Genomic DNA, 22,363 nt, shown 5'->3' with positions numbered 1-22,363 from the left:
TGGCACCTTTCCTGATTTATGTCTAAGTTTTTCTATAGCGATTCGTAGTGCGCAAGCGCTTTGAGCCAGCCTGCCTCAGTCGAAACATCCAATCTGTTTTTCACTAAAAATGCCTGCATGTCCGACTCTTTATCAGAAAGCACTTTCATTAAGTTTCTGCGATTCAGAGCTACTCGTTGCATAGCCTTGTTTTTGTCTATAATGTAGTAAAACCGCTCTTCTGAAAACTCTTGGTAGTTTCTTCCTGCCGTGTAAGCTCCTTTGTAATCCGGCTTAATCAGTTTTTTCTGCGGCAGCATCAACAGTTGCACCTGGTCGCTGTCATAAAGCTTCACAAAAAACAAATGAAGCAGCTTGGGATCGTCCGTCTTTACATCCTTTGGCCTCGTGAATTCATAGGTCTTCAGCCCCAGACTGTCATTTAAAGTGAAATTCGATACATACTCCGCATTCAAAATCATTTCTGTACCATCCGACTTCCGGTAAAGAAAGTTATTTTCATACAGGTTGTATTTCAATTCCACATTGGCATAGGTATGATCATTATGCAGGTTCAGAACAGCTTTACCCCAGGACGAGAGGAAGTAGGGATTGCCCTTAATACCCTCATAAGGCCTGTCGAATGTTCGCACCAAGCCATTCACATTGTCGGCACCGAGCTGGTTTAAGTTATCCTGACCAGCGGTGCCCGTAGGCAGGGATGTGTTTTGCTGCGCCCATACGGAATGCACCATTAAAGCAAAGGTTATAAGCAGCGCTAACTTTTTCATGATGGAAATAGATATAAATTAAATATGGTGAACCCGACCAGGTATAGGGTTCCTGAAAGCAATATCAAACATAAACACCAGATTAGTATATACGATATTTAGTCGGCAATACCTGCCTATTTTTTAGTAACATCCCTTAAATTAGCCTTACTATAAAACGGAAAAAATATGATGCAGGAAAGATGGCTATTAACCGGTAAAAAAGCAGTGGTAACGGGTGGCTCCAAAGGTATAGGGGCAGCCACTGTCGAGGAGTTTATAGCGCTAGGGGCCGAGGTGTTGGCGGTAGCCCGAAAAGAAGCGGATTTAAAACAACTGCAGGATCAGTATCCCGCGCGATTGCAGGTGCTGGCAGCCGATGTAAGCACACCGGAAGGCCGAGCATCATTGGTGAATAAAGTAGAAACTGAATGGGGGAAGTTGGATATTCTGGTCAACAATGTCGGTACGAATATCCGAAAATCTACTACCGCCTATACCTTAGAGGAGTATGATTTTGTGATGGATACCAACCTCCGGTCGGCTTTTGAGTTAAGCAGGCGTCTGCAGCCATTGCTGCAGCAATCCGGTCAAGGAAACATCATAAACGTGACATCGGTAGCCGGAATGACCCATGTGCGTACGGGGGCTATCTATGGCATGACTAAAGCAGCCCTAGTACAGCTGACTCGCAACCTGGCGGCGGAGTGGGCGGGTGATGGGATTCGTGTCAATGCAGTGGCTCCCTGGTACATCAGCACACCATTGGCCCAGACTGTGCTTCAAAACGAGGTATATTATCAGGAAGTGATCAGCAGAACGCCTATGCGAGCCATAGGCAAACCGGAGGATGTATCCGCTGCGATAGCCTTTCTGTGTATGCCGGCAGCGGCCTATATCACAGGCCAAACGCTGGCAGTAGATGGCGGATTCACAATCAATGGATTCCAGCCGGCATAAATCGATAAAATGTGGCAAAAAGGCGCAAAAGGCCGGTAAACTATAGTCCCAAACACTGGTTTTTTAAAGCAAAATATCCTACTTTTGTATGATAAGGCTGCAAGAGCGCGCTATATATTTTCAGCGCTCTTCCTAACCCAAAATGCATGGCAACTACCCGACTGCTTACACTCTTCAGCATTGCTCTGCTGCTACTCTTATTTTCTTCCTGCAAACCGCTTTGTCCCATCAGTTCCTGCCAGGTACGCATGGTACATCGGCATGGTGGCGAAGAAGAGTTCAGGGGCATGCCTTTTTATAAAAAGCAAAACCCCAAAATAGGGGAGAGCCTTCCTAAGCAAACAGGAGAGGTCCGCAAAAGGACTAATGACAAAAGCTCACGCAAAAACTAGTATAACAGGCTGTTAGCCAATTTGTATAACCAACCACAAACTATTATTTAGACCTTGAACATGAACGAAGGCGAACGAATAATACCGATCAACATTGAAGACGAGATGCGCGGTGCATACATCGACTACTCAATGTCTGTTATCATTTCCAGAGCCTTACCTGATGTGCGAGACGGCCTGAAACCAGTACACCGACGTGTACTGTACGGTATGTCCGAACTGGGGGTATCTTATAACAAAGCCTATAAAAAGTCTGCCAGGATCGTAGGAGAGGTGCTGGGCAAGTATCACCCGCACGGCGACTCCTCAGTGTACGAGACGATGGTGCGTATGGCCCAGGAATGGTCGTTGCGCTACCCGCTTGTAGACGGCCAGGGAAACTATGGCTCTATTGACGGTGACTCACCGGCCGCCATGCGTTACACGGAGGCGCGCCTCAAACGTATAGCCGACGAATTGCTGGCTGACCTAGAGAAGAACACGGTTGACTTTGTGCCTAACTTCGACGACTCCCTCAAAGAGCCATCGGTAATGCCAGCCAAGTTCCCCAATTTGCTGGTTAATGGTACGTCCGGTATCGCTGTAGGTATGGCGACCAACATGGCGCCTCACAACCTGACAGAAGTGATCAACGGTACGATCGCTTACATCGACAACCGCGAAATCACGATCGCGGAATTGATGCAATACATCACGGCACCGGATTTCCCGACGGGTGGCATCATTTATGGCTACGATGGCGTGAAAGCTGCCTTTGAAACCGGCCGTGGCAGGGTTTTGATGCGTGGCCGTGCTATTTTTGAGACAACATCAACAGGAAAAGAGCAGATCATAGTAACGGAAATCCCTTACATGGTTAACAAAGCTTCCCTGATTGAAAAGACAGCTGCGCTCATCAATGAGAAGAAAATAGAAGGTATAGCCGATCTTCGCGACGAGTCTGACCGGGACGGTTTGCGCATTGTGTATGACTTGAAGCGCGACGCTATACCTAACGTAGTACTCAACAACTTATACAAGTATACCCAGCTTCAGTCTTCTTTTGGCGTGAACAATGTGGCCCTGGTAAAAGGCCGCCCGATGACGCTGAACCTGAAAGACCTGATCCATCATTTCGTGGATCACAGACATGAGGTTGTTATTCGCAGAACGCAGTACGAACTGGACGAAGCGAGGAAACGAGCCCACATTCTGGAAGGCTTACTCATTGCCTTGGATAACCTGGATGAAGTGATTAACCTGATTCGCTCTTCCCGTGACCCGGAGATCGCCCGCAATGGCTTGATGGAGCGCTTCGCCCTGACGGAGATTCAAGCCCGCGCTATCCTGGACATGCGTTTGCAGCGTCTTACTGGTCTGGAACGCGATAAAATTCAGGCGGAGTATGCTGAGATCATGAAATTGATCGATTACCTGAACTCAGTGCTCAACGACGAAGCACTGCGCATGCAGATAATCAAAGACGAGCTGAACGAAATAAAGGAGCGCTATGGTGACGGACGCCGCACCAGCATAGAGGCTTCTACTGGAGATATTTCTTACGAGGACATGATCCCGGAAGAAAATATGGTGATCACGATTTCGCACGAGGGCTATATCAAGCGTACCTCCCTGAGCGAATACCGTAGCCAGAGCCGTGGGGGAGTAGGATCCCGTGGAGTTGCCGCTTCCAAAGAAAGCGACTTTACCGAACACCTGTTTATCTCCAGTACGCACCACCACATGCTGTTCTTCACTGAGTTCGGCCGAGTATTCTGGATGAAGGTATACGAGATTCCGGAAGGAGGGAAGACCACCAAAGGACGTGCGATCCAAAACCTGATCAATATAGAGAAGGAAGATAAGGTGCGCACCGTAATTAACGTGCGTGATCTTAAGAACCAGGATTTCGTACTCAACCACAACCTGGTATTCTGTACGGAGCAAGGTACTATTAAGAAAACCGTATTGGAAGCTTATTCGCGTCCACGCACCAACGGCATCAATGCCATCACCATTAATGAAGGCGACCGCCTGTTGGATGTGCAGCTGACAACTGGAAACAGTGAGATTATCATCGCGCTGGAATCTGGCAGAGCAATCCGCTTCAACGAAAGTCAGGTAAGACCAATGGGCAGAAACGCCGCTGGTGTGCGCGGCGTAACACTGGCCGGACCTGAAGATAAGGTAGTTGGTATGGTTTGTGTAGAAAATGAAAGCAAAGAACTCCTGGTTGTTTCTGAAAACGGGTTCGGTAAACGTTCATTGCTGGATGAGTACCGAATAACGAACCGTGGTGGCAAGGGCGTAAAGACCCTCAATGTTACCGAGAAAACCGGTAAGTTAGTGGCTATCAAAGGTGTGGAAGACACCGATGATCTGATGATTATTAATCGTTCAGGTATTACAATCAGGCTTCGTGTTTCTGAAATTCGTGTGATTGGCCGCGCTACGCAGGGCGTACGTCTGATAAAGCTAAACGAAGGCGATCAGATTTCGTCAGTTGCAAAAATTGAAATGGAGAACGAGGATGAGGCGACAGAAGCCCTAATGGAACAGTCGGAACTGAAACCGGAGGATTCGTTGCAACCTGATAATCAGATTGATCCAGAAACAACTGAAGAAGTATAATTTTACAAAAGGGAATTTTATTTCATTTATTTAACGTTTAACAACAAACAAAAACCAATCTCTGAAAAGTATGAAAAAAATACTTATGACAGCCTTAGCGGCAGCTAGCGTTCAGGTTGCTGTAGCTCAGAACTCAGCAGTGAACAGCGCTGTTCTTAACCATAAGAACGGCACGCTGGACAAAGCTTTGGCAGACATTAACAAGGCTACCGAGCACAAGAAAACACAGGACAAAGCTAAAACATGGTTCTATCATGGCGTAATCAACCAGGACTTGATCGGTCACCCGATCTATGGCAAGGTTGCGACAGAGAAGACTCCGGAAGTTGTATTGCAGTCGTTTAACAAAACAATTGAGCTTGACGGAAAAGACGGTCAGTTTGGCAAGCAGGTGCCTGAGCGCCTAGAAATGCTTTATGGCCAAATATTAAACCAGGCTGTAGAATTTCATAACAACCAGGATTGGGATAATGCTATTGCTAAATATGATCTGGCTTCTAGTGTAAACCCAACTGATACAACAGCTATCTTGTATGCCGCCTATGCATCTACTGCGAAGCAAGATTACTCTAAGGCTGCTGGTTATTATGATAAATTGATCAGTGTTGGCCATGCTACTGAAGACGTATTCAAAGCTAAAATCCAGTTGCTGCAGGCTGCTGAAGCCAGCGACGACAAAGTGATGGCTTCTATTGCGGAAGGTCTTAAAAAGCACCCGAACAGTGTATACCTGATGCAAGAGGAATTGCGCTATTACCTCAAGAATGACCGTGCTGAAGAAGCAATGGATAAACTTGACAAAGCCATACAAGCTGACCCTAAAAACGCTAGCCTATACGCCGTAAGAGGTAACTTGCAGGAACGTAAGGGCAACTTGGATGAGGCTTACAAGAACTATCAGAAAGCTGTTGAAATGGATCCGAACAACTTCGATGGTTTCTTTAACCTTGGCGTTCTGGAGTATAACAAAGGCAGCGAGTTCAACAACAAAGCCGCTAAAATGGACTATGCAACTTACAAGAAGCAGGGTGCCAAATTAGAGGCCCAGGCTAAGAAGCATTATGAGGCGTCATTGCCATACTTTGAGAAAGCCCTTGAAATTCAGCCAGAAGACCAGGCAACATTGGCTAACCTGCAGCGTGTTTATACACGCCTAAAGCGTACTGCTGACGCAGAGCGTGTAGGTAAAAAGCTCAAGAACTAATACAATCCAGTATTAAAAATACAAGAAAGGGAGGTTAAATTTAGCCTCCCTTTCTTGTTGCCAAATTTACTACTTAACATAATATAAATTATAAGACTAATTATATACGAGAATAATTCTCTATAATAAGTGTCACTAATAATATACTTTATGTTAAATAAGATTTTAGAAAGATAGGAAGCGCCAGCTTAGAGTTCATTGCTTGCAGTGAATTCTTTATTCAAGTCACTTTAACGATTGACCAAAAGAACAGTCACAAGATTTGGTAAACAATAAGGGCATGACTGTTGGTATAGCCATGCCCCTGTCTCAAAAAGCGCTTAATAGATTATTCTAAAATACACTCACCTGACGCGATCGGCCATCGTTTTGCTGTACGTATAGTTGCTCAGTTTTAGGCTCGTTGTTCAGCATGGCGTAATCATCGTCACCTCCTCGGGCCCAGCCCACTATTGCCAGAGCAATGCTCGTTGCCAAGGCAATCAAAAGCGCTGGCCACCAGCCATCAACCTTGAAATTGCGGACCAGCTTGTCGACAATCTTGATCATAAGTGTCGTTACGATTAACCCGATGATTGCCTCTAAAAGGAAAAATGACACCAGGTTAAGTACACCGCGTATAATCCAGCCAAGCGTGGCATTAAACAGTCCAATCAGGAAGGCAACCCACAAAGCAGTCAGAAAACTCTTCACATGCACTTGTGGCAAAGCATAAGCGAGCAGCACAATCACGCCGGCACTTACCAGCAAATTGAGTATAAAATCCATAGTTCGTCAGATTTATAATGAAAGATTGCCTCCTATACGAACTCCACAGAATTTAGATAGGAAGTGAATGTCATTCGAACTCAACAGTTCGACCATTACTGCTTTAAGTAACTGTTTTTTAATTTGTTCCGATAAGCGTCCTCGAATTTTTTGACTTTGGGACGGGCAACGGATACTACATAAGGATCGTCCGGATTGCGACGGTAATAGTCTTGGTGGTAGTCTTCGGCTATCCAAAATTTGTTTAGAGGCTCCAGCTGTGTCACGATTTTACGACGGAATGTTCCGGCTTCTTCCAGTTGGCGTATATAGGCACGAGCCAATTTCTGCTGTTCCGAATCATGGTAATAAATGGCCGATCGATACTGCTTGCCTACATCAGGCCCCTGTCGGTTAAGAGTGGTTGGGTCATGTGTTGCAAAAAACACTTCTAACAGTTCCCTATAAGATATTTCAGCAGGATTGTACAGTATTTGCACCGCCTCCGCATGCCCTGTTCTGCCATAACTCACTTGCTGGTAGGTCGGATTTTCTTCTTTGCCTCCAGTATAGCCAGAAACTACCCGGTCCACTCCTTTCAGCCGTTCAAAATATGCCTCGGTGCACCAAAAACAGCCACCGGCAAACGTTGCTTTTTTCAAGCCGGTCGTATCAGCGGTACTTCCGTACGAAAATGAGCTTTCCTCCAACTGGGTACGTTCTGTTCCTGACTCTGTGCAAGCCCAGATTAACAACAACAAAGGGAGAAACATGTAGGTAATTCTTCTATCCATCACAAATAAGCCTTTACATTGGCTACGCTAAAAAGTAGGCTTAGTTTACGAGCCCGTGTTTTTTATCCGAAATCACTTTATTGACATCCCAAGCCACCCTTTCCTGAAAAGATCGCCGACGCACTTTGCACCCAATTTTAGGGCAAACGCTGCAAGAAACTTCCACGCAGGGATCTGTGTGGATGAATAGTTCGATGTCCGGATCAATACGTTCCCGGATCAGCGAACCAACGGCTTCTACTTCCTCATGAGCCTGCAACACCGTCAGGTACCAGGGCACAGTTAGGTGACAATCGATGTGCAGGGTATTGCCATACTTGATAACACGCAGGTTATGAATGTCAATCCAATTCTCACGCCGGCTTTCGTTGAGCACATGCACTAACCGCTTAAGGAGTTCATAGTCCGCCTCATCCATGATACCGGCAAGCGATGCGCGCAGTATACGGTAGCCCGTGAAGCAGATGAATGTACCAAAGATTATTGCCACAACACTGTCCAGCCATACCATACCTGTTAGGTAAATCAGTAGCAGACCAACCAGTATACCTGCCGTAGAGTAGGCATCTGTTTTGAGGTGCTTCCCTCCTGCTACCAAAACCAGCGAATTAGACCTGTTGCCACGCTGTTCGGTGAAGTGCCCGACTATGTAGTTGACCACTCCGGCTGCTGCGATTAAATAGATACCTGTATTCAGTCTCGAAAGGTGCTGCGGCTCAAATAAGTTGTAAAAAGACTTGAAAATAATGGCTCCTCCAGCCACCAGGATCAAGGACCCTTCCAACGTAGCCGCCACGAACTCGATTTTACCGTGACCATAAGGGTGATTGAGGTCTTTAGGTCTTGCAGATAGAATAAGACTGTATAAGGAGAAGCCGCCGGCCACCACATTGATGATGGATTCTAGCGCGTCGGTAAGAATAGAATTGGAATTAGTGAGATAGTAAGCAGTGAACTTCGCGATCAAAAGCAGAACACCTACCAGCACCACAATGATTTGAAGCCGGAGGTTTTCGCTTTGTCTTTGCAGATTCCTTTTCATCAAGTTTGTGGAAACTCACTATTTTCAGAAGCTAGCAACTTCAAGAAAATGTTTTTTTAGCCATGTAAGCAGCAAGATACGCTTTTACAGAATGGCTGACTAGACTGAGCCAGTTTGATTTGATAAATTTAAAGAAAAAACCTGGGGTAGATTAGCCGGTTAAGACAACGTGTCGGCCAGATCAAGCCAATTGGGATTCATGGATTCTACCAGACGCGAAGCTTCCTCCAAGCTGCCTGACTTGATCTGCTGTTCGCGCACGCGTGCAAGCTCTTCCAGGTCGTAGTGCTCATAATATACTAGTTTTGGCTTATCCACTGGCTCAGCGCCAGACTGAATGTGCTGCTGCAGATTAGCCGAGACACCAATACTCAAGTCAGATTTTAGTTGGTTGCCTAGTATATAGACAAAAAAATGGCCTTGTGGAGAATGCATAAATCAGATCATTAAGTATTGATTATACGCACTCACTCCGGTGCCGTTGGAATTAATGTTCAGTAATTTCAAGGTACCATTGCGATGGCATCTAAAATGTTTCCAGCCAACCCCTGGCGTCATCCGAAGACATAAAAGTTTTGATGGCTATACCTGTCGTCAGATCTACAGTATTGTCAATCTCGAGCTGTGTGAAAAATTCATGCGAGTACACCCATCCAAAGTATTGCAAGCCAGCGTCTTTCAAGGCCGGAAACCAAACCCGGTTCATCCAACGGGTGTCTCCGGAGTGCCCGGTCACCTTGGAGTTATCATTCAATATTTTAAAAGCAGACAACTCCGTTACAGCCTTCACTATGTATCGGCAGCCCTTCTGAGCCTTAGTTGTATCCAGCCAGCCGGTCCAATCCGCCACCAGTAACTTGTTATTTTCTTCCCACTTCAGTTGGAGGAAATCTTCCTTTACTAATATTTCTTTATTAGGATTCTGTAATGTTAACATCTCATTCTACTCTAAACCAACCTTTGTATTTTTTACAACAATAGGGTTACTCAAGTTGCGTGTTCCACTTGCATCATTGAACTATCCTAATAATACATTTTTAAGTTGAATTAATCACCTCTAGAATTGTTCTAGATGGGTAATCAATGAGCCTTTCAACTTTAGCCCTAGCAATATAAATGATAATTTATAAAAACTCTTACTGCACCCTCTCCTATTTGTCTGCCGATCATACCATTCTGTTGAAATGGCTTCGGCAACCAACTTTTAAAATTCTTCTGGAAATTTATGATGTAGGAATTGACCTGGCTATGAATTATCGCGTAACCAATTGGATTGCGGATAATAGCATCGGAATACACTTCGATGTTTCGATGCAGCGTGCGCTCGCTGAATTATGTGCCAGGCGGCTAGCCAAAACAGATATCAGCCGTTTTGCAAGGGTTGTTCCGCCAGATGTGTTTCAGGAACTTGTTTCTCACAAAATGATTCATATGGTTAGCCAGCTATGCCATCACACGATCGCATTTGAATTATTTACTGAGCTCGAAGATGCCCAAAAATGGGCGGTAGCCCAGGACAGGACTCAAGCTTATGCCTGATTGTGAGGTTATTGCCTTAAATGATAAAGCTGTTACATAGTATAGTTGAAAATGCCACTAGGACCTAAATTGATAGAGAAACTCAACAAACTGTATGCGCCTGACAGCCGCATTGACCAGCATTATAATGGAAAAGAACTCACCTTCATCACCAACGATTTAGGCGAGCCTGTCACACTTTTTATTGGAAAACGGCTGGAGGATGGCGCTATTGCAGGAGAAAGGTATGTGCGCAAAATCATACGCGACGCCAAAAGCAACCGCATATTGCGTAGCCACTGGGACTTGAAAGGAAAAGTAACCCGCAGCAGTTAAAATTACTGAAGTCAGAGCTCCTGCATATCGAAGTCTTTGCCGCGACCATACTGCAACAGGTCATGCAGCAGAAAAGTATCTAGCGTATTCAGGTCTTTCACCAGGTAAGCTCCCTCCTGTGGCATGTCCATTACCTGAAACTCAAACTTCTCTCCGTAGTTCTGCAACATATACTTCTTTCCTTTTCTCAGGTTGTCAAACGATATCGCCATGCGCTCTTTCTATATTTCCGGTTCAGGCAGCAAGTATAGGCAGCCTTTTGATCAATTCTAAAGGATTACGATAATTTATAGAGGCAGGTATACATTCCTTTCTGTATGGAAGTGGTGAATTATACCTTGCAAGGGGAATAAGGCTATCTTTGTATAAAAATTTACAGAATCGTGCTGGAGATAGTTTTTGAAGATGAGCGTTATGTAGCGATCAACAAGCCCAATGGGCTATTGGTACATCGCACCCGCATTGCCGAAGAGAAGAAAGAGTTTGCGCTTCAGATGCTGCGCGACCAATTGGGTTGTCAGGTATACGCCGCCCACCGCCTGGACCGCGGCACATCCGGTGTATTGCTATTCGCTAAAAGTCCGGAGGCTACCGGGCCTCTGGTCAAAGCTTTTGAGGAAAGGGAAGTGACTAAAACCTACTTGGCCATCGTGCGGGGCTATACCTTAGAGGAGGACACGATCGATAACCCCATACGTCCGGACAAAGACCATAAGCACAAAGCCCCGCAAGATGCCATCACTCGCTATACCCGGTTAGCTACCATCGAACTGCCCATACCTGTCGGGCGTTACAGCACAGCTCGTTACTCCCTAGTACAGGTGCAACCTGAGACCGGGCGTATGCACCAGATTCGAAAGCATTTTGCGCACATCAGGCACTACATTGTCGGAGATAAGCGGCACGGCGACTGGCGGCATAATCAGATGTTCCTGGAAAAACTTGAAAGCCCCTATTTGTTGCTGCATGCCGCCCAACTGGACTTTACGCACCCGTATACCGGAGAAGCGATGTCCATAAAAGCACCAATGCCACAAAATATGCACCGACTTTGTCTTGAATTTGGTTGGGAGAATGTTTTAAAGAAAGCAGGTATAGCGACGGTAATTGCTTGCGATTAAGTTTGATTAAGCATACGTTTCACCATTTCGACCTGCAGTTGGGCGACGAAGGTATTGCGTGAGTCAGAGTTAAGGGCTGTGAGCAGGTAAGCCATCGGAGACAGTCGCCAGTCCTGCACCACTTCGCCGTTGCGGGACCTATACACTACCTTGAAATTTTCCTGCAGTGGCATGTGCATACAGGAACACACCTCAGTCGCTCTTTTAACGGCAATACGCAAATCCTGCAGGCTGCTGCATCCATGTTGCTCCAGTATCTCACTGGCATAACGCGTCAGGTTACGATCGGCGAGGCTATCTGTAAAGTTTTCAATCGGGTTATGGGTGGCGATGTGTTCAATGGTCATTAACATGGCTAATCTGGCTTATTTGATAATCTTAAACATTTGCGGTCTTTTGTTGGTGTAGGTCACGCAACTGCTGCATCAGGTGCAACTCTTCATCAGTCAGATGAACAGGGAGTTGCACTTCTATTTTTACGTACAAATCGCCATGCTGGTCAGGCTTACCATACAAGGGCATTCCCTTGCCACGCAGCCTTAAAGTTTTACCGTTCTGTGTACCTGCCGGAATTTTCAGCTTCAGTTTGCCTGACAGCGTATTCACCTGCACTTCACCACCCAGTATGGCGGTATACATATCCAGATTAAGCTTTGTATGCAGGTCATCGCCTTGTCGCTCTATGCCGGGGAAAGGCTGTACCTGTACCCTGATGTATAAATCTCCCGGTGTTCCCCCTCCCATGGCTGGACCGCCCTTGCCTTTTATCCGTAGCACCTGGGCATCCGCCACACCGGGTTTGGTGGTGATGCGCAATTGCTGGTTGTTTACATTTAACAGCCGGGAGGTGCCGCTGTAGGCTTCCTGTAATGTAATAGCCATTTCAGCCTCATAATCCTGCCCTCTGGGCGCTCTGCCTCTCCCTCTGAAATCGCCGCCCTGCTGAGCAAAACCACCGCCAAAGAACTGCTCAAAGAAGTCTGAAAAGCCGCTCCCCCCGAACTTATCGCTGGCATCGCCCTCGTAGTAAGTCCCCCCGAAACCGCCGCCTGGCTGTTGCCCTCTGAACGGGCCACCGCCCTGCTGTTGGAAATGACGCCAGTTCGCGCCTAGCTCATCGTACTGCTTGCGCTTCTGCTCATCTCCGAGCACTTCATAGGATTCGCTTATATCTTTGAATTTTTCCTCCGCAGCCTTATCCCCTTTTGTTTTATCAGGATGGTATTTCTTGGCAAGTGCCCGGTATGCCTTTTTGATATCGGCCTGCGAAGCAGACTTCTCTACACCCAGAATTTTGTAGTAGTCCTTGTATTCCATGCAGATGATTTTTTACTTCTGAAAAGGTATAAAGCACTGGTGCTTTACAGGTATAAAACGCAATACCACGGTACTAGTTGACAGCCAACACATAAAAAAGAAGCACTGCCATGCAGCAGTGCTTCTTGATGAATGGCAATACTTCTGTTGTATTAGATCGTGTCTGTCACTACCAGCAATGCGTAAATGATACCCGGAATGATACCCAGCAGCCATAGGATAATACTGATCCAAAAGGAGGTGCCAATACCGTCGTGCAGGAATACGGCCAATGGGGGAATCAGGATAGCTAGGATAATTTCTACGATGTTGGCACCGCCTCCGCGACGGTCCTGCTTCATCACTTCACGAACTTCTTTCTTAAACGCTTTCTTTTCAGCTTTAGTCATAGAACTGATGCGTTCCTTGGCCATTGCCATCGCTTCGGCCTCCGTGATCGCTACTTCCTCGGTAGCTGCCGGTGCAATTGGTGCGAGTTTGGGTGCAGGAGATGTTACTGCCGGTGCTGCCACGCTTGCCTCCAATACGGGTTCTGCGCTGTTCTCTGCCGCAGCTTTTTTGTCAGCTGCCGCCATGGCCACATCCGACAGGTTAATTTCAGGAGCCACTTCTTTTTCAGGAGCGGACTTCTTATTGTAATCGTGGTAGGGAGCCTGTTTGTTTGCTGCAAATTCGTAGTATTTAGCTGAACTACAGGCAAACATCATTTGTGCTGCAACCAGCACAAGCACAAGGTTGAGTAAACTTTTAATCTTCATAGTTTTATAAATTTAAAATATTAAATATTCACCGTAAGCGGAACACACCGCTTCAACTACTGCTACATGAAGATCGCCATTGTCTGATTATATGCAGAAGTCTTCATATATAAATAACAGTACTTATAAATGCTGTATTTTGTTCTTCTTATTCGCCTTCAAGTCCAAAATCAGAAAGCGCTCATCGGTTTTCCTGCAGCAATTCCTCCACCGTGTTGGTGAGCAATCTCTGGAGCGACGCCCACTTGTCCGATTCCTGGATTGGGAACCTTTGGTTTACTTCGAGCTCTATACCTATGTATTGGTCACCCGTGAATTTGCGCCTCAGGTAGCTTGGCAATCCATCGGCAATACCCAGGTAGGGGTAGTTAAAGCGAATAACTAAATCCTTGTCGTTTTGCTGCAACTTTTTTTTCCATTGCCTGCACAAAGCCTGTTCATGCTTTCGCTTCGGATCGTAGAGCAGCCCGATGTCGGCTTTGCGTTCTTCCCCATCAAGCACGGGCGTGAAGCTATGCACAGCAATATGCAAAACCCGCCGGCCAGCCGATACAAAATCCTGTATCATATGCTCTACCTTCTCTCTGTAAGGGAAGTAGTGCACTTGCAATAAACGCTCTCTGTCCTTTTCAGGAAGCACGCAACTAAACTCAGATAACAACTTAGGATGGCCAACGGAGCGGTTCAGTTCGACCAGTAAGCGGGTGGTTTCGGAGTGAAAGTGGACATCCGCGACGGATTTCATCTTGTCAAACAGTTCCAACGCGCCAATGTCGTACCCCCGATGCGTCTGTAGCGTATCTTCCTGACCTTTAAACAGGGCTTCATAGGATACAGGCACTTTGTTTCCGCCGTGTTCACAAGTCAATAACAGTCTCAACATGGTTTTTCAGGTATAAAAACATCGCCCTGCTGCAAACAACGGGCAAGTCCGGCATAAACATTTTTGATAGCTGCTTCCGAAGGATTCTCCCCCAAAGCATCCAAGATTCGTTTGGCAAGGCATCCGCGTGACAGGATGACGTTGAGAGCATAAGCGACGTCGGGCTGATCTTCCAGCTCCAGGGTCTCCTGCACCAAGTGCTTCCATAGCTCACCCACGGTACAATTCTCGAGGCACTCAAAGCCAAAGCATCTGTTGAATTCCTGATCGGTGATGATGGTCTCCTGGCCACTGCGGATCACCCGCAAAAGCAAATCTGATAGTTTATGCTCGTCCCATTTTTTCAACTCCTCAATGTTCACCCAGCGTTCAGAGGCCAGCGCCTGCATAACCGCAACTACCGCCTGCAGCACTGCCAAGTCTGCCAGCGGACTCTCCTGAATGTCTATGAGGCGAATCTCAATGGCATTTCGGTCGAAGCGGGCGATGGCACCCCGTGAGTTCAGGAATTCCTCCTGCAGCACACCTTCCGCGTCGTAAGGCGCGACAGCGCTATACATTTTCTGAAGGATCTGCTTTTCGTAATCCTGCTTGGTAAACACCGCCTCTGGCACAACCTTGCCGGCTATAGCCGGGATCTTGTGCTGGTTATGGCGGTATACCTCCAGCCTTGTATCCAGAAGTCCGGAGACTTTGCCGTCGAGTATAGGTGAAGAAGCCGCCAATGCGGGAATGAGAGGCAGCACCATCCGGATAGCGGCATGAAGTTTCCCAAATTCCTCGTCGTTGCCGAAAGGCAGGTTAAGGTGCGTGCTTTGCAGGTTGGCCCAGCCGTGACCCCGGCAATCGAAAATGCGATTGTAGGCTTCGTAAACTACGTTATGTTCATGCAGCCACAGCCTGGTTTCCTCATGAGGGTTCATGAGTGGATGAGCGCCTGTTGGCAAGAGCATGGCATTGTGCTTTTCGAGCAGCTGGTTGATATGCCGCACGTGTTGCTGAAAGGAGTGCTCCAATCCCAGCAAAGAAGAGGCCGGCTCCTGCGTTTTTAGCTCTATTACATGCAGCACCAGCTCGTTGGACCAGGCTATTTCTCCGAATTCTACATCTGATACATAGGCACCTACTTCATCGTAGATCAGTTTATCTGAGATAGGCTTTACCCGAAGCGTGTCCCTGTCCACGATCATATATTCCATTTCCACGCCGTAGGCCTCGAACAAGTGCAGTGTTTTGGCGGCGCTACCCATCGGTTCTAACGTTTTTGTTGTCATCTATGCGTTTTTTTATGGATTTAAGGATTGAGAGGTATAGTTCTTTTTTCAGGATCTGGTCTTCACAACCGGCGTCTATACTTGGGTTATCGTTCACTTCAATCACGTAGGCCTTTCCATCAATCTCCTTAATATCCACCCCATACAGGCCACCACCAATCAGGTTCGCCGCCTTGATAGCGGTATGCAACACAGCGAAAGGCACCTCTTCAAAAGGCACTGTTTCCGCATCACCCTCCGTGTCATTCTTCTTTTTGCCCTCCCAGTTATAAATCTGCCAATGCCCTTTTGCCATGTAGTATTTACAGGCATAAAGGGGCTGCTTGTCTAAAATACCGATGCGCCAGTCGAAGTCAGTTGGCGTGAACTCCTGCCCGATGATCAACTCAGAGTCTGCCAGCATTTCGTCCAGTTCCCTTTGGAGGCTTTCCTTGTCCTTTGCTTTCACCACTCCCTGCGAGAAGGAGCTGTCTGGTTTTTTGAGCACACAAGGTATACCCAGCTCAGCCTCTACCTGATTCCGGTTATCCTTGTGGATGATCATCGTCTTAGGTATAGGCACCCTCGCCTTGGTAAGCAGCTCGGCCAGGTATACCTTGTTCGTGCAACGAAGTATAGACACCGGATCATCTATCACGACCAGCCCGTCCGCATAGGCCTTACGTGCAAACCTATAGGTATGGTGGTTGACGGAAGTCGTTTCTCGAATAAAAAGAGCGTCGAACTCCGCTAGCCTACGGTAGTCGTCCTTGGTGATCAGCTCGGCGTAAAAACCAAGGGATTCGGCGGCGTCCATGAAATGCTGCAATGCCTTTTTATCGGATGGCGGCTCCTTCTCATCCGGATCAACCAGGATGGCCAGGTCGTAAATCTTGTTGCGCCCAATGCGTGCCCCAGAAAACCGGTGGCGTGCAAAATAGGATTTGGCAAACCGCATCAGGTAGCGCCAATGGTGCTCGGGCACATCGTTTATAGGTATAGCGGATATGCTCTGTAGTACCCACTCATCCTTGAAAACAAACTGAGCCCGTAACAAGGGGGCCTGAAACAGGTCATGCAAGTGTTTGCAAAGCTTCTCATACTTCTTGGCTACGTTCTGACCGAAGTAGATACTCAAGGTAAAGGACTTGGACCGCAGCCCGCCCAGTGTTTTCTGTATCAGGTCGTTCAGCTCCACGGTGATGGCCCGTACGATGGTCGGGCTTTTCAGGTCCTGCATGGTGGTTACGCTCGGAATGGGCTTGTGTCCACGGGCTTCTGCCAGCAGCGACACATAGTAACCGGCGCTCTGGTATTTGTAAGAGCGGCATAGGTTGAATATGCGCGCATTTTTTATATCGGTATAGGCTGTATCGGTGAGATAGGACTGTACATCCACCACCTCTACATCTTCTATCGCCACATCCCAGTCCTTGGGGTAGTCCACTACTACTATCTTTCGCATTATTTAATCTTCGATCGGTTGAGTATCGGCCGGCTGAATGGCCAGTAGGTTGGCATCATAAGTGGCCATTCCGAGCATGATGGAATTGAGCAGGTGTGATGCCTTCACCTCATAATAATTGTTCTTGAAAAAAGGGTTTTCCTGGTAAGGATCGGCCACTACAATGTGTTTCTGATCTTCGGCAAAACCACAGAGCACCACAAAGTGCCCCATCGGGTAGCCGCGCACGTCATCGTATACCGAGTTGCCTTCGGCGTCTCCAAACTCCCGGGCGCTCTGGTACAGGTAGGTGGCGCTAAGGCCGGTGAGCAGGGGGATTCCCTGGTCGAAATATTCCTTCAGCAAGCCTTTTGTCAAGTCTGTACAGCGCAGTTCGCCGCCCAGCCTCAGAAATTCGATGTAGGCTTGTGTCGCCCGGATGAATTTACTTCCTTTCTTTACCTCCAGTTGCTGCTCCAGTTTATCGATGATCTCGTCGTTGCTCAGGCTGAACCAGGTCGGATCGAAGATGTGCAGGTTATAGGTGTAGATGCGAGCCCTGTAACCACGGTTTAGGGCATGGCAGGCCAGCAAAGCTTCCAGTGTTCCGCCTTCATCCAGAGAGGGCACCTCTTTGATCACCTCCCCCAAAGGGATAGAATCTTTGAAATACCTGTACACCGCATGCAGACTCGTTGGCCCACAGGTGGAATCATCTGGCTGCGTATGTATTTTGATCGGGATCACGGCTTGCTCGTTTTGTTGAACACATTTAGTGTGCCTGTTATACGCTGCCAATCATATAAGTTTTTGGTATTCTATAAAGAATAATTTAACCCAAATTAACGTTAGGGCACAGACTTTGCAGGCAGCAATACGATACTTACTAGGTTTATATCCATTATTACTAGTATATTAGTAGGGAGAACATTTTCAAGAATATGAATTGGGCCTATAGAATTAATAAGCGGGATCAGGTAGCTTTTGCGTTGGGGGCTGTTTTTTCGATTATCGTACTGGCGAACTGGTTTGCCAGCTATAGTATCGGGAAGGTGAGCAATCAGTTTAAATCGGTATACCAGGACAGGCTGATTCCATCGCTTGACATTTCGGAGGTTTTGGAGCGCTATTACCAAAATCGTATGCACCTGGAAGAGCATATTCTCTCCGGTAGCGATTCACAACATGACAGTCTCCAGCAACTAGTGCAAAAGAATACGCAGGAAATCGACTCCCTGATACACAAATTTGAGCGGACCTATCTGATTGAGCGTGAAAGTGCCGAGCTTGCACAGTATAAACTGCAATTTGCGTCGCTCGTGAAAGTACAGGAGGAGATTCTAACCCTGAGCAGTACAGGAAATAAAGCCAGGGCACAACTCCTTTACAAATCGGAAGGTCAGGAGGCGTTTCTTAATTTGCTGAAGCCTTTACATACACTCATCCGTTTGCAAGGCGAAGTTGGGCAGGAACTTTATGAGTCTGCTGAGCGGCAGGTCAAAACATTAAAAGTGCTTTCTTACCTGATTATTGGGCTTTCAGTGTTCATAGCGTTGTTGGTTGCCACCCTGCTGCAGGCTACCCGCAAACTACGCCACATCAAGCCGCAGAACTATCATATGAATTAAGAGCAGGACTGACTGAATTTTAAAACATCAATTCATCCAGCATTAATAGAAAGATAAGCCCTTCCGATCATGTCAAAAGGGCTTTTCTAGTAATATCTTATTTAACCAGATCCTGCAATGCTTTTTCGGCCCGTTCAAAATTGAAATCGGCCAGGGCTTTGTTCATAAGTGCGGCAATTTCCTGGTTACACAAGTTGCCTATACTTCCCTCATGGGTATGCGCCACCGTTTCAGGTATAGCAAAGGTGTCTTGCTCTATGCTCTCCCCTACTTTCTTGTAGGCATCCCGGAATGGCAATCCTGCCAGCACTTCGGCATTAACGGCATCCACACTGAAGGCATACTTATACTTTTCCTCCTCCATAATCTTGTCACGCACTTGTAGTTGTGGCAGCATGTAAGCCATCATCTGCAAGCATTCTATCAATTCCGTGAAGGCCGGGAATAGCGACTCTTTCAGCAACTGTAGTTCGCGGTGGTAGCCCGATGGCAGGTTGATGAGCAGCATGGATATTTCGGTGGGCAGTGCCTGCAGCTTGTTGCACTTGCCGCGCATAATTTCGAACACATCCGGGTTCTTTTTATGTGGCATGATGCTGGAGCCGGTAGTCAGGTTATCCGGGAGGCTCACAAAAGCAAAATTCTGACTCATGTACAGGCACAGGTCCATGGCCATCCGCGCCAATGTTGCCGCTACTGAGGCAAGGGCTGTACTCACCACCCGTTCTGTCTTGCCACGGCCCATCTGAGCATACACCACATTGTAATTCATGGTCTCAAAACCCAGCAATTCGGTCGTCATTTTGCGGTTGAGCGGGAAAGATGAACCGTAACCAGCGGCAGAGCCCAAGGGATTTTTGTCCGTTATTTTATAAGCGGCCTGCAGCCCCAACACATCATCGAGCAGACTCTCGGCATAAGCCCCAAACCAAAGTCCGAAAGAAGATGGCATGGCTACCTGAAGATGAGTATAGCCGGGCAACAGCTTATCCTGGTGCCGCTCGCTCTGCTGCTGCAGTACATCGAACAAAGCCTTCACCTCCATTACAATCTGCTGCAGTTCGTGGCGCAGGTATAGCTTGAGGTCTACCAGCACCTGGTCGTTGCGGGAACGGCCGCTGTGTATTTTCTTGCCCGCTTCACCCAATCTTTTGGTTAACTCCAGTTCCACCTGGGAGTGAATGTCTTCTACGCCCGGCTCAATGGCAAACGCACCGGCTACAATGCTTCGGTAGATATTTTTCATCTCATGCTGCAGTGCATCGAGATCGGTTTTATCCAACAGACCCACTTGCGCCAACATGCGCGTATGCGCCAGCGAACCCAGCACATCAAAAGCGGCCAGCTGCATGTCGAATTCCGGATCGCGGCCTACGGTAAATTGCTCTATCTCCTTTTTGACGTTGGTATTCTTCTGCCAGAGTTTCATGAGTTAGGATTGAGTGAGTGAATGAGTGATTGAGTGAATGTATTTAGTATCTGATTGCGTTGCCACTTGCTGTTTATTGCGCAAGACGCCGAGCTAGTGTTAACTTTCTTGGGGCCTTTGGCCTGGTTGATTCTTTACTTAAGCAGCTTCTTGTGTTGCAAGTTTGCTATACATGTATTTGCTTCTGACGAAGCAGTGTAGTCGGAGACTACACATTATGGGTAAGCACGGGAATAATTCCCGCGCTAGTAAGCTAGTACCGCTAGTCAGGATTCGGGTTCGATTCCCGCTCCTGATACCTCTATCTTAGCACCTGCTCTAGTATCTCAATGAACAAGGCAATACCTTCCTCTATCTCCTTCAAGTAAATATACTCATCCGCCATATGCGAGCGAGCCGAATCGCCGGGGCCGAGCTTGAGGGAAGGTATAGGAAGCAGTGCCTGGTCCGATGTGGTGGGCGAACCATAAGTACTGCGACCCAACTTAATGCCAGCCTGCACCAGCGGATGTTCCATAGGTATAGACGAAGGCTTCAGACGCATGGAACGGGGCGTTACTTCAGCTTTTACATGCTGCCGGATTACCTCCAGCACCTCGTCCATCGTATAGGCATCGGTCAGGCGCACGTCCACCGTAAACTGGCACTTGTCCGGCACGACGTTGTGCTGCGTGCCCGCCTGCACCATCGTCACCGACATTTTTACGGGGCCAAGGTGCTCCGACTCTTTCGGGAATCTGTAGGTCTCAAACCATTGCATATCCGGCAGTGCTTCGTAGATGGCGTTCAGTCCCTCTTCGCGGGCTGCGTGTCCGGATCGGCCTTTGGCTACACAGTCCAGCACCAGAAGGCCTTTCTCTGCAACAGCCAGCTGCATAAGTGTAGGTTCCCCTACAATGGCTGCTTCCAGTTCGCCCAGCACCGGCAGTATCAGTTCAAGTCCGTTTCTGCCCGAGATTTCTTCTTCTGCCGTCGCGGCATATACAAAATTATACCGTAGGCCCGGTTGTTCATAAAAGTACAGAAAGGTAGCCAACAGCGCTACCAGGCAGCCGCCGGCATCATTGCTGCCCAGGCCATAAAGTTTACCATTTTCAAGGGTCGCAGCAAAGGGGTCACGGGTATAGCTGGAGTTGGGTTTCACGGTGTCGTGGTGCGAGTTAAGCAACAGCGTTGGCAATGCCGGGTTATAAAATTTGTTGAACGCCCACACATTGTTCAGCTTCCGGTGTACCTTCACTCCTTTGGCTTCCATTAATGCAGCGATCACATCAGCCGTTTTGTCTTCTTCTCTACTAAAGGAAGGTATAGCGATGAGCTGCTTTAGCAAATCCAGCGCCAATAGGTATAGCTGCGATCTATCCATGGTGCCATACTAGCGTGGTTCCTGAAAAACTCCCTCCACCGATAAGTTCCGGCAGTGCTTCGGCCTCCCCGATCAGTACGGCCTTTACGCCCTGCTCCAATGCTGCGAAGGCGTTGTCCAGCTTGGGCACCATACCGTCTTTTACCACACCTGTTGCCTTTAAATGTTGATAGGTATGCTCATCAATATGCGGAATTACCGAATCGTCCTCTGCTGCATTGGCCAGTACCCCTCTTTTCTCGAAGCAGTAGACCAACTTGACAGTATAAAATGGAGCCAAAGCTGTGGCCAGCACTGATGCAATAGTATCGGCATTGGTGTTGAGTAAACTCCCTTTTCCATCGTGGGTGAGCGGCGCGAACACCGGAGTGAGCCCCGCCTGCAGCAGAGCTTGTATGGCTGTGGCGTTAATCGTTTCTGGGCCTCCCACATCTCCTGCAAAACCGTAGTCGATTGCCTTAACCGGACGCTTGGTGGCAGGTATGGCATTGGCGTCAGCACCGGTCATTCCAATGGCGTTGCAGCCCAGCGCCTGCAGTTGAGCTACTACGTTTTTGTTAATAAGACCCGCGTATACCATCGTGACAACCCGCAATGTTTCAGCGTCGGTCAGGCGGCGGCCTTCTACATACTGAGGCGCTATACCTAGCTGTAGCCCAATAGTAGAAGCAATTTTGCCGCCACCATGCACCAGTAGTTTTGGTCCGGGCAGTGCTGCGAAATCAATCAAAAAACGCTGCAGCCGCTCCGGGTTATCCAAAACATTTCCGCCTATTTTAATGATGTACATTTTTTATTGAGTGAATGAGTGA

Annotated in this window: 25 protein-coding genes; 8 read left to right on the top strand and 17 right to left on the bottom strand. The window is 47.6% G+C overall.

Going from position 1 to position 22,363, the window contains the following annotated elements; all coding sequences use genetic code 11:
* Positions 1-32 precede the first annotated feature (32 nt).
* Entirely contained in the window at positions 33-770 is a 738-nt protein-coding gene (locus tag H9Q13_RS02975) for a hypothetical protein (protein ID WP_191182252.1), read from the bottom strand.
* Between the two features lie 168 nt (positions 771-938).
* Here H9Q13_RS02975 and H9Q13_RS02970 point away from each other — a divergent pair, with 168 nt between their 5' ends.
* The 4 genes from H9Q13_RS02970 to H9Q13_RS02955 all read left to right on the top strand — a co-directional run bounded on the left by H9Q13_RS02970 (position 939) and on the right by H9Q13_RS02955 (position 5,915).
* Positions 939-1,709 carry an SDR family oxidoreductase gene (locus H9Q13_RS02970; RefSeq protein WP_191182251.1) on the top strand — a complete coding sequence of 257 codons (771 nt, stop codon included), beginning with the start codon at positions 939-941 and terminating at the stop codon, positions 1,707-1,709.
* 146 nt (positions 1,710-1,855) lie between these two features.
* Positions 1,856-2,101, top strand: coding sequence for a hypothetical protein (locus H9Q13_RS02965; protein WP_191182250.1), 246 nt, complete (start codon positions 1,856-1,858; stop codon positions 2,099-2,101).
* Between the two features lie 60 nt (positions 2,102-2,161).
* Positions 2,162-4,711 (top strand): DNA gyrase subunit A, encoded by a 2,550-nt coding sequence (gyrA, locus tag H9Q13_RS02960; RefSeq protein ID WP_191182249.1) that lies wholly within the window; start codon positions 2,162-2,164, stop codon positions 4,709-4,711.
* 70 nt (positions 4,712-4,781) lie between these two features.
* Positions 4,782-5,915 carry a tetratricopeptide repeat protein gene (locus H9Q13_RS02955; protein WP_191182248.1) on the top strand — a complete coding sequence of 378 codons (1,134 nt, stop codon included), beginning with the start codon at positions 4,782-4,784 and terminating at the stop codon, positions 5,913-5,915.
* Between the two features lie 333 nt (positions 5,916-6,248).
* Here the strand turns inward: H9Q13_RS02955 and H9Q13_RS02950 are convergent, their stop codons facing one another.
* The 5 genes from H9Q13_RS02950 to H9Q13_RS02930 form a co-directional block, all read right to left on the bottom strand.
* Positions 6,249-6,683 (bottom strand): phage holin family protein, encoded by a 435-nt coding sequence (locus H9Q13_RS02950; protein WP_191182247.1) that lies wholly within the window; start codon positions 6,681-6,683, stop codon positions 6,249-6,251.
* 95 nt (positions 6,684-6,778) lie between these two features.
* Positions 6,779-7,456 carry a peptide-methionine (S)-S-oxide reductase MsrA gene (msrA, locus tag H9Q13_RS02945; RefSeq protein WP_191182246.1) on the bottom strand — a complete coding sequence of 226 codons (678 nt, stop codon included), beginning with the start codon at positions 7,454-7,456 and terminating at the stop codon, positions 6,779-6,781.
* Between the two features lie 40 nt (positions 7,457-7,496).
* Complete coding sequence (locus tag H9Q13_RS02940) at positions 7,497-8,498, bottom strand: cation diffusion facilitator family transporter (protein WP_191182245.1); 1,002 nt, start codon at positions 8,496-8,498, stop codon at positions 7,497-7,499.
* Positions 8,499-8,657: 159 nt separating this feature from the next.
* Positions 8,658-8,933, bottom strand: coding sequence for a GIY-YIG nuclease family protein (locus H9Q13_RS02935; protein ID WP_191182244.1), 276 nt, complete (start codon positions 8,931-8,933; stop codon positions 8,658-8,660).
* 91 nt (positions 8,934-9,024) lie between these two features.
* On the bottom strand, positions 9,025-9,435 hold the full coding sequence (locus H9Q13_RS02930) for a hypothetical protein (protein ID WP_191182243.1): 411 nt from the start codon (positions 9,433-9,435) through the stop codon (positions 9,025-9,027).
* 179 nt (positions 9,436-9,614) lie between these two features.
* Here H9Q13_RS02930 and H9Q13_RS02925 point away from each other — a divergent pair, with 179 nt between their 5' ends.
* The gene (locus H9Q13_RS02925; protein WP_191182242.1) at positions 9,615-10,037 is read left to right on the top strand and encodes a hypothetical protein; all 423 of its coding nucleotides are present in this window, start codon (positions 9,615-9,617) and stop codon (positions 10,035-10,037) included.
* 51 nt (positions 10,038-10,088) lie between these two features.
* Positions 10,089-10,352, top strand: coding sequence for a hypothetical protein (locus H9Q13_RS02920; protein WP_191182241.1), 264 nt, complete (start codon positions 10,089-10,091; stop codon positions 10,350-10,352).
* Between the two features lie 11 nt (positions 10,353-10,363).
* Here H9Q13_RS02920 and H9Q13_RS02915 read toward each other — a convergent pair whose 3' ends face one another.
* On the bottom strand, positions 10,364-10,564 hold the full coding sequence (locus tag H9Q13_RS02915) for a hypothetical protein (protein WP_191182240.1): 201 nt from the start codon (positions 10,562-10,564) through the stop codon (positions 10,364-10,366).
* Between the two features lie 171 nt (positions 10,565-10,735).
* Here H9Q13_RS02915 and H9Q13_RS02910 point away from each other — a divergent pair, with 171 nt between their 5' ends.
* Positions 10,736-11,473, top strand: a complete 738-nt coding sequence (locus H9Q13_RS02910; protein WP_191182239.1) for a pseudouridine synthase — start codon at positions 10,736-10,738, stop codon at positions 11,471-11,473.
* On the opposite strand, the gene H9Q13_RS02905 is transcribed toward H9Q13_RS02910, so the two are convergent.
* From H9Q13_RS02905 to H9Q13_RS02875, 7 genes are all read right to left on the bottom strand, one after another.
* On the bottom strand, positions 11,470-11,820 hold the full coding sequence (locus H9Q13_RS02905; protein WP_191182238.1) for a hypothetical protein: 351 nt from the start codon (positions 11,818-11,820) through the stop codon (positions 11,470-11,472). The genes H9Q13_RS02910 and H9Q13_RS02905 overlap by 4 nt on opposite strands.
* A 31-nt stretch (positions 11,821-11,851) precedes the next feature.
* Positions 11,852-12,790, bottom strand: a complete 939-nt coding sequence (locus H9Q13_RS02900) for a DnaJ C-terminal domain-containing protein (RefSeq protein ID WP_191182237.1) — start codon at positions 12,788-12,790, stop codon at positions 11,852-11,854.
* Positions 12,791-12,942: 152 nt separating this feature from the next.
* Entirely contained in the window at positions 12,943-13,548 is a 606-nt protein-coding gene (locus tag H9Q13_RS18120; RefSeq protein ID WP_262892260.1) for a YqaE/Pmp3 family membrane protein, read from the bottom strand.
* 181 nt (positions 13,549-13,729) lie between these two features.
* A complete protein-coding gene (locus H9Q13_RS02890) occupies positions 13,730-14,431 on the bottom strand; it encodes an N-formylglutamate amidohydrolase (protein WP_191182236.1) in 702 nt (233 codons plus the stop codon).
* The gene (locus H9Q13_RS02885; RefSeq protein WP_224744030.1) at positions 14,425-15,705 is read right to left on the bottom strand and encodes a carboxylate-amine ligase; all 1,281 of its coding nucleotides are present in this window, start codon (positions 15,703-15,705) and stop codon (positions 14,425-14,427) included. The genes H9Q13_RS02890 and H9Q13_RS02885 overlap by 7 nt, the downstream gene beginning before the upstream one ends.
* Positions 15,674-17,149, bottom strand: a complete 1,476-nt coding sequence (locus H9Q13_RS02880; RefSeq protein ID WP_191182235.1) for a RimK family protein — start codon at positions 17,147-17,149, stop codon at positions 15,674-15,676. The genes H9Q13_RS02885 and H9Q13_RS02880 overlap by 32 nt, the downstream gene beginning before the upstream one ends.
* Before the next feature lie 3 nt (positions 17,150-17,152).
* Entirely contained in the window at positions 17,153-17,875 is a 723-nt protein-coding gene (locus H9Q13_RS02875; RefSeq protein ID WP_191182234.1) for a peptidase-C39 like family protein, read from the bottom strand.
* Positions 17,876-18,069: 194 nt separating this feature from the next.
* Between H9Q13_RS02875 and H9Q13_RS02870 the strand changes: the two genes are divergently transcribed.
* Positions 18,070-18,756 (top strand): MCP four helix bundle domain-containing protein, encoded by a 687-nt coding sequence (locus H9Q13_RS02870; protein WP_191182233.1) that lies wholly within the window; start codon positions 18,070-18,072, stop codon positions 18,754-18,756.
* A 97-nt stretch (positions 18,757-18,853) separates the two neighbouring features.
* Here H9Q13_RS02870 and argH read toward each other — a convergent pair whose 3' ends face one another.
* The 3 genes from argH to argB form a co-directional block, all read right to left on the bottom strand.
* On the bottom strand, positions 18,854-20,185 hold the full coding sequence (gene argH / locus H9Q13_RS02865; protein ID WP_191182232.1) for an argininosuccinate lyase: 1,332 nt from the start codon (positions 20,183-20,185) through the stop codon (positions 18,854-18,856).
* 301 nt (positions 20,186-20,486) lie between these two features.
* Complete coding sequence (locus H9Q13_RS02860; protein ID WP_191182231.1) at positions 20,487-21,551, bottom strand: M20 family metallo-hydrolase; 1,065 nt, start codon at positions 21,549-21,551, stop codon at positions 20,487-20,489.
* On the bottom strand, positions 21,544-22,341 hold the full coding sequence (argB, locus tag H9Q13_RS02855; protein WP_191182230.1) for an acetylglutamate kinase: 798 nt from the start codon (positions 22,339-22,341) through the stop codon (positions 21,544-21,546). The genes H9Q13_RS02860 and argB overlap by 8 nt, the downstream gene beginning before the upstream one ends.
* Positions 22,342-22,363 lie beyond the last annotated feature (22 nt).

The sequence above is a fragment of the Pontibacter aquaedesilientis genome (assembly GCF_014773225.1).
In the GTDB taxonomy this organism is placed as follows: Bacteria; Bacteroidota; Bacteroidia; order Cytophagales; family Hymenobacteraceae; genus Pontibacter; species Pontibacter aquaedesilientis.
Note: the sequence above shows the minus strand (reverse complement) of the source record. Positions and strands in the feature narration are given on the sequence as shown.

Coding starts and splice junctions, on each gene's coding strand:
- H9Q13_RS02975 (WP_191182252.1), bottom strand. CDS start 770: ATGAAAAAGTTAGCGCTGCTTATAACCTTTGCTTTAATGGTGCATTCC.
- H9Q13_RS02970 (WP_191182251.1), top strand. CDS start 939: ATGATGCAGGAAAGATGGCTATTAACCGGTAAAAAAGCAGTGGTAACG.
- H9Q13_RS02965 (WP_191182250.1), top strand. CDS start 1,856: ATGGCAACTACCCGACTGCTTACACTCTTCAGCATTGCTCTGCTGCTA.
- gyrA (WP_191182249.1), top strand. CDS start 2,162: ATGAACGAAGGCGAACGAATAATACCGATCAACATTGAAGACGAGATG.
- H9Q13_RS02955 (WP_191182248.1), top strand. CDS start 4,782: ATGAAAAAAATACTTATGACAGCCTTAGCGGCAGCTAGCGTTCAGGTT.
- H9Q13_RS02950 (WP_191182247.1), bottom strand. CDS start 6,683: ATGGATTTTATACTCAATTTGCTGGTAAGTGCCGGCGTGATTGTGCTG.
- msrA (WP_191182246.1), bottom strand. CDS start 7,456: ATGGATAGAAGAATTACCTACATGTTTCTCCCTTTGTTGTTGTTAATC.
- H9Q13_RS02940 (WP_191182245.1), bottom strand. CDS start 8,498: ATGAAAAGGAATCTGCAAAGACAAAGCGAAAACCTCCGGCTTCAAATC.
- H9Q13_RS02935 (WP_191182244.1), bottom strand. CDS start 8,933: ATGCATTCTCCACAAGGCCATTTTTTTGTCTATATACTAGGCAACCAA.
- H9Q13_RS02930 (WP_191182243.1), bottom strand. CDS start 9,435: ATGTTAACATTACAGAATCCTAATAAAGAAATATTAGTAAAGGAAGAT.
- H9Q13_RS02925 (WP_191182242.1), top strand. CDS start 9,615: ATGATAATTTATAAAAACTCTTACTGCACCCTCTCCTATTTGTCTGCC.
- H9Q13_RS02920 (WP_191182241.1), top strand. CDS start 10,089: ATGCCACTAGGACCTAAATTGATAGAGAAACTCAACAAACTGTATGCG.
- H9Q13_RS02915 (WP_191182240.1), bottom strand. CDS start 10,564: ATGGCGATATCGTTTGACAACCTGAGAAAAGGAAAGAAGTATATGTTG.
- H9Q13_RS02905 (WP_191182238.1), bottom strand. CDS start 11,820: ATGACCATTGAACACATCGCCACCCATAACCCGATTGAAAACTTTACA.
- H9Q13_RS02900 (WP_191182237.1), bottom strand. CDS start 12,790: ATGGAATACAAGGACTACTACAAAATTCTGGGTGTAGAGAAGTCTGCT.
- H9Q13_RS18120 (WP_262892260.1), bottom strand. CDS start 13,548: ATGAAGATTAAAAGTTTACTCAACCTTGTGCTTGTGCTGGTTGCAGCA.
- H9Q13_RS02890 (WP_191182236.1), bottom strand. CDS start 14,431: ATGTTGAGACTGTTATTGACTTGTGAACACGGCGGAAACAAAGTGCCT.
- H9Q13_RS02885 (WP_224744030.1), bottom strand. CDS start 15,705: ATGACAACAAAAACGTTAGAACCGATGGGTAGCGCCGCCAAAACACTG.
- H9Q13_RS02880 (WP_191182235.1), bottom strand. CDS start 17,149: ATGCGAAAGATAGTAGTAGTGGACTACCCCAAGGACTGGGATGTGGCG.
- H9Q13_RS02870 (WP_191182233.1), top strand. CDS start 18,070: ATGAATTGGGCCTATAGAATTAATAAGCGGGATCAGGTAGCTTTTGCG.
- argH (WP_191182232.1), bottom strand. CDS start 20,185: ATGAAACTCTGGCAGAAGAATACCAACGTCAAAAAGGAGATAGAGCAA.
- H9Q13_RS02860 (WP_191182231.1), bottom strand. CDS start 21,551: ATGGATAGATCGCAGCTATACCTATTGGCGCTGGATTTGCTAAAGCAG.
- argB (WP_191182230.1), bottom strand. CDS start 22,341: ATGTACATCATTAAAATAGGCGGAAATGTTTTGGATAACCCGGAGCGG.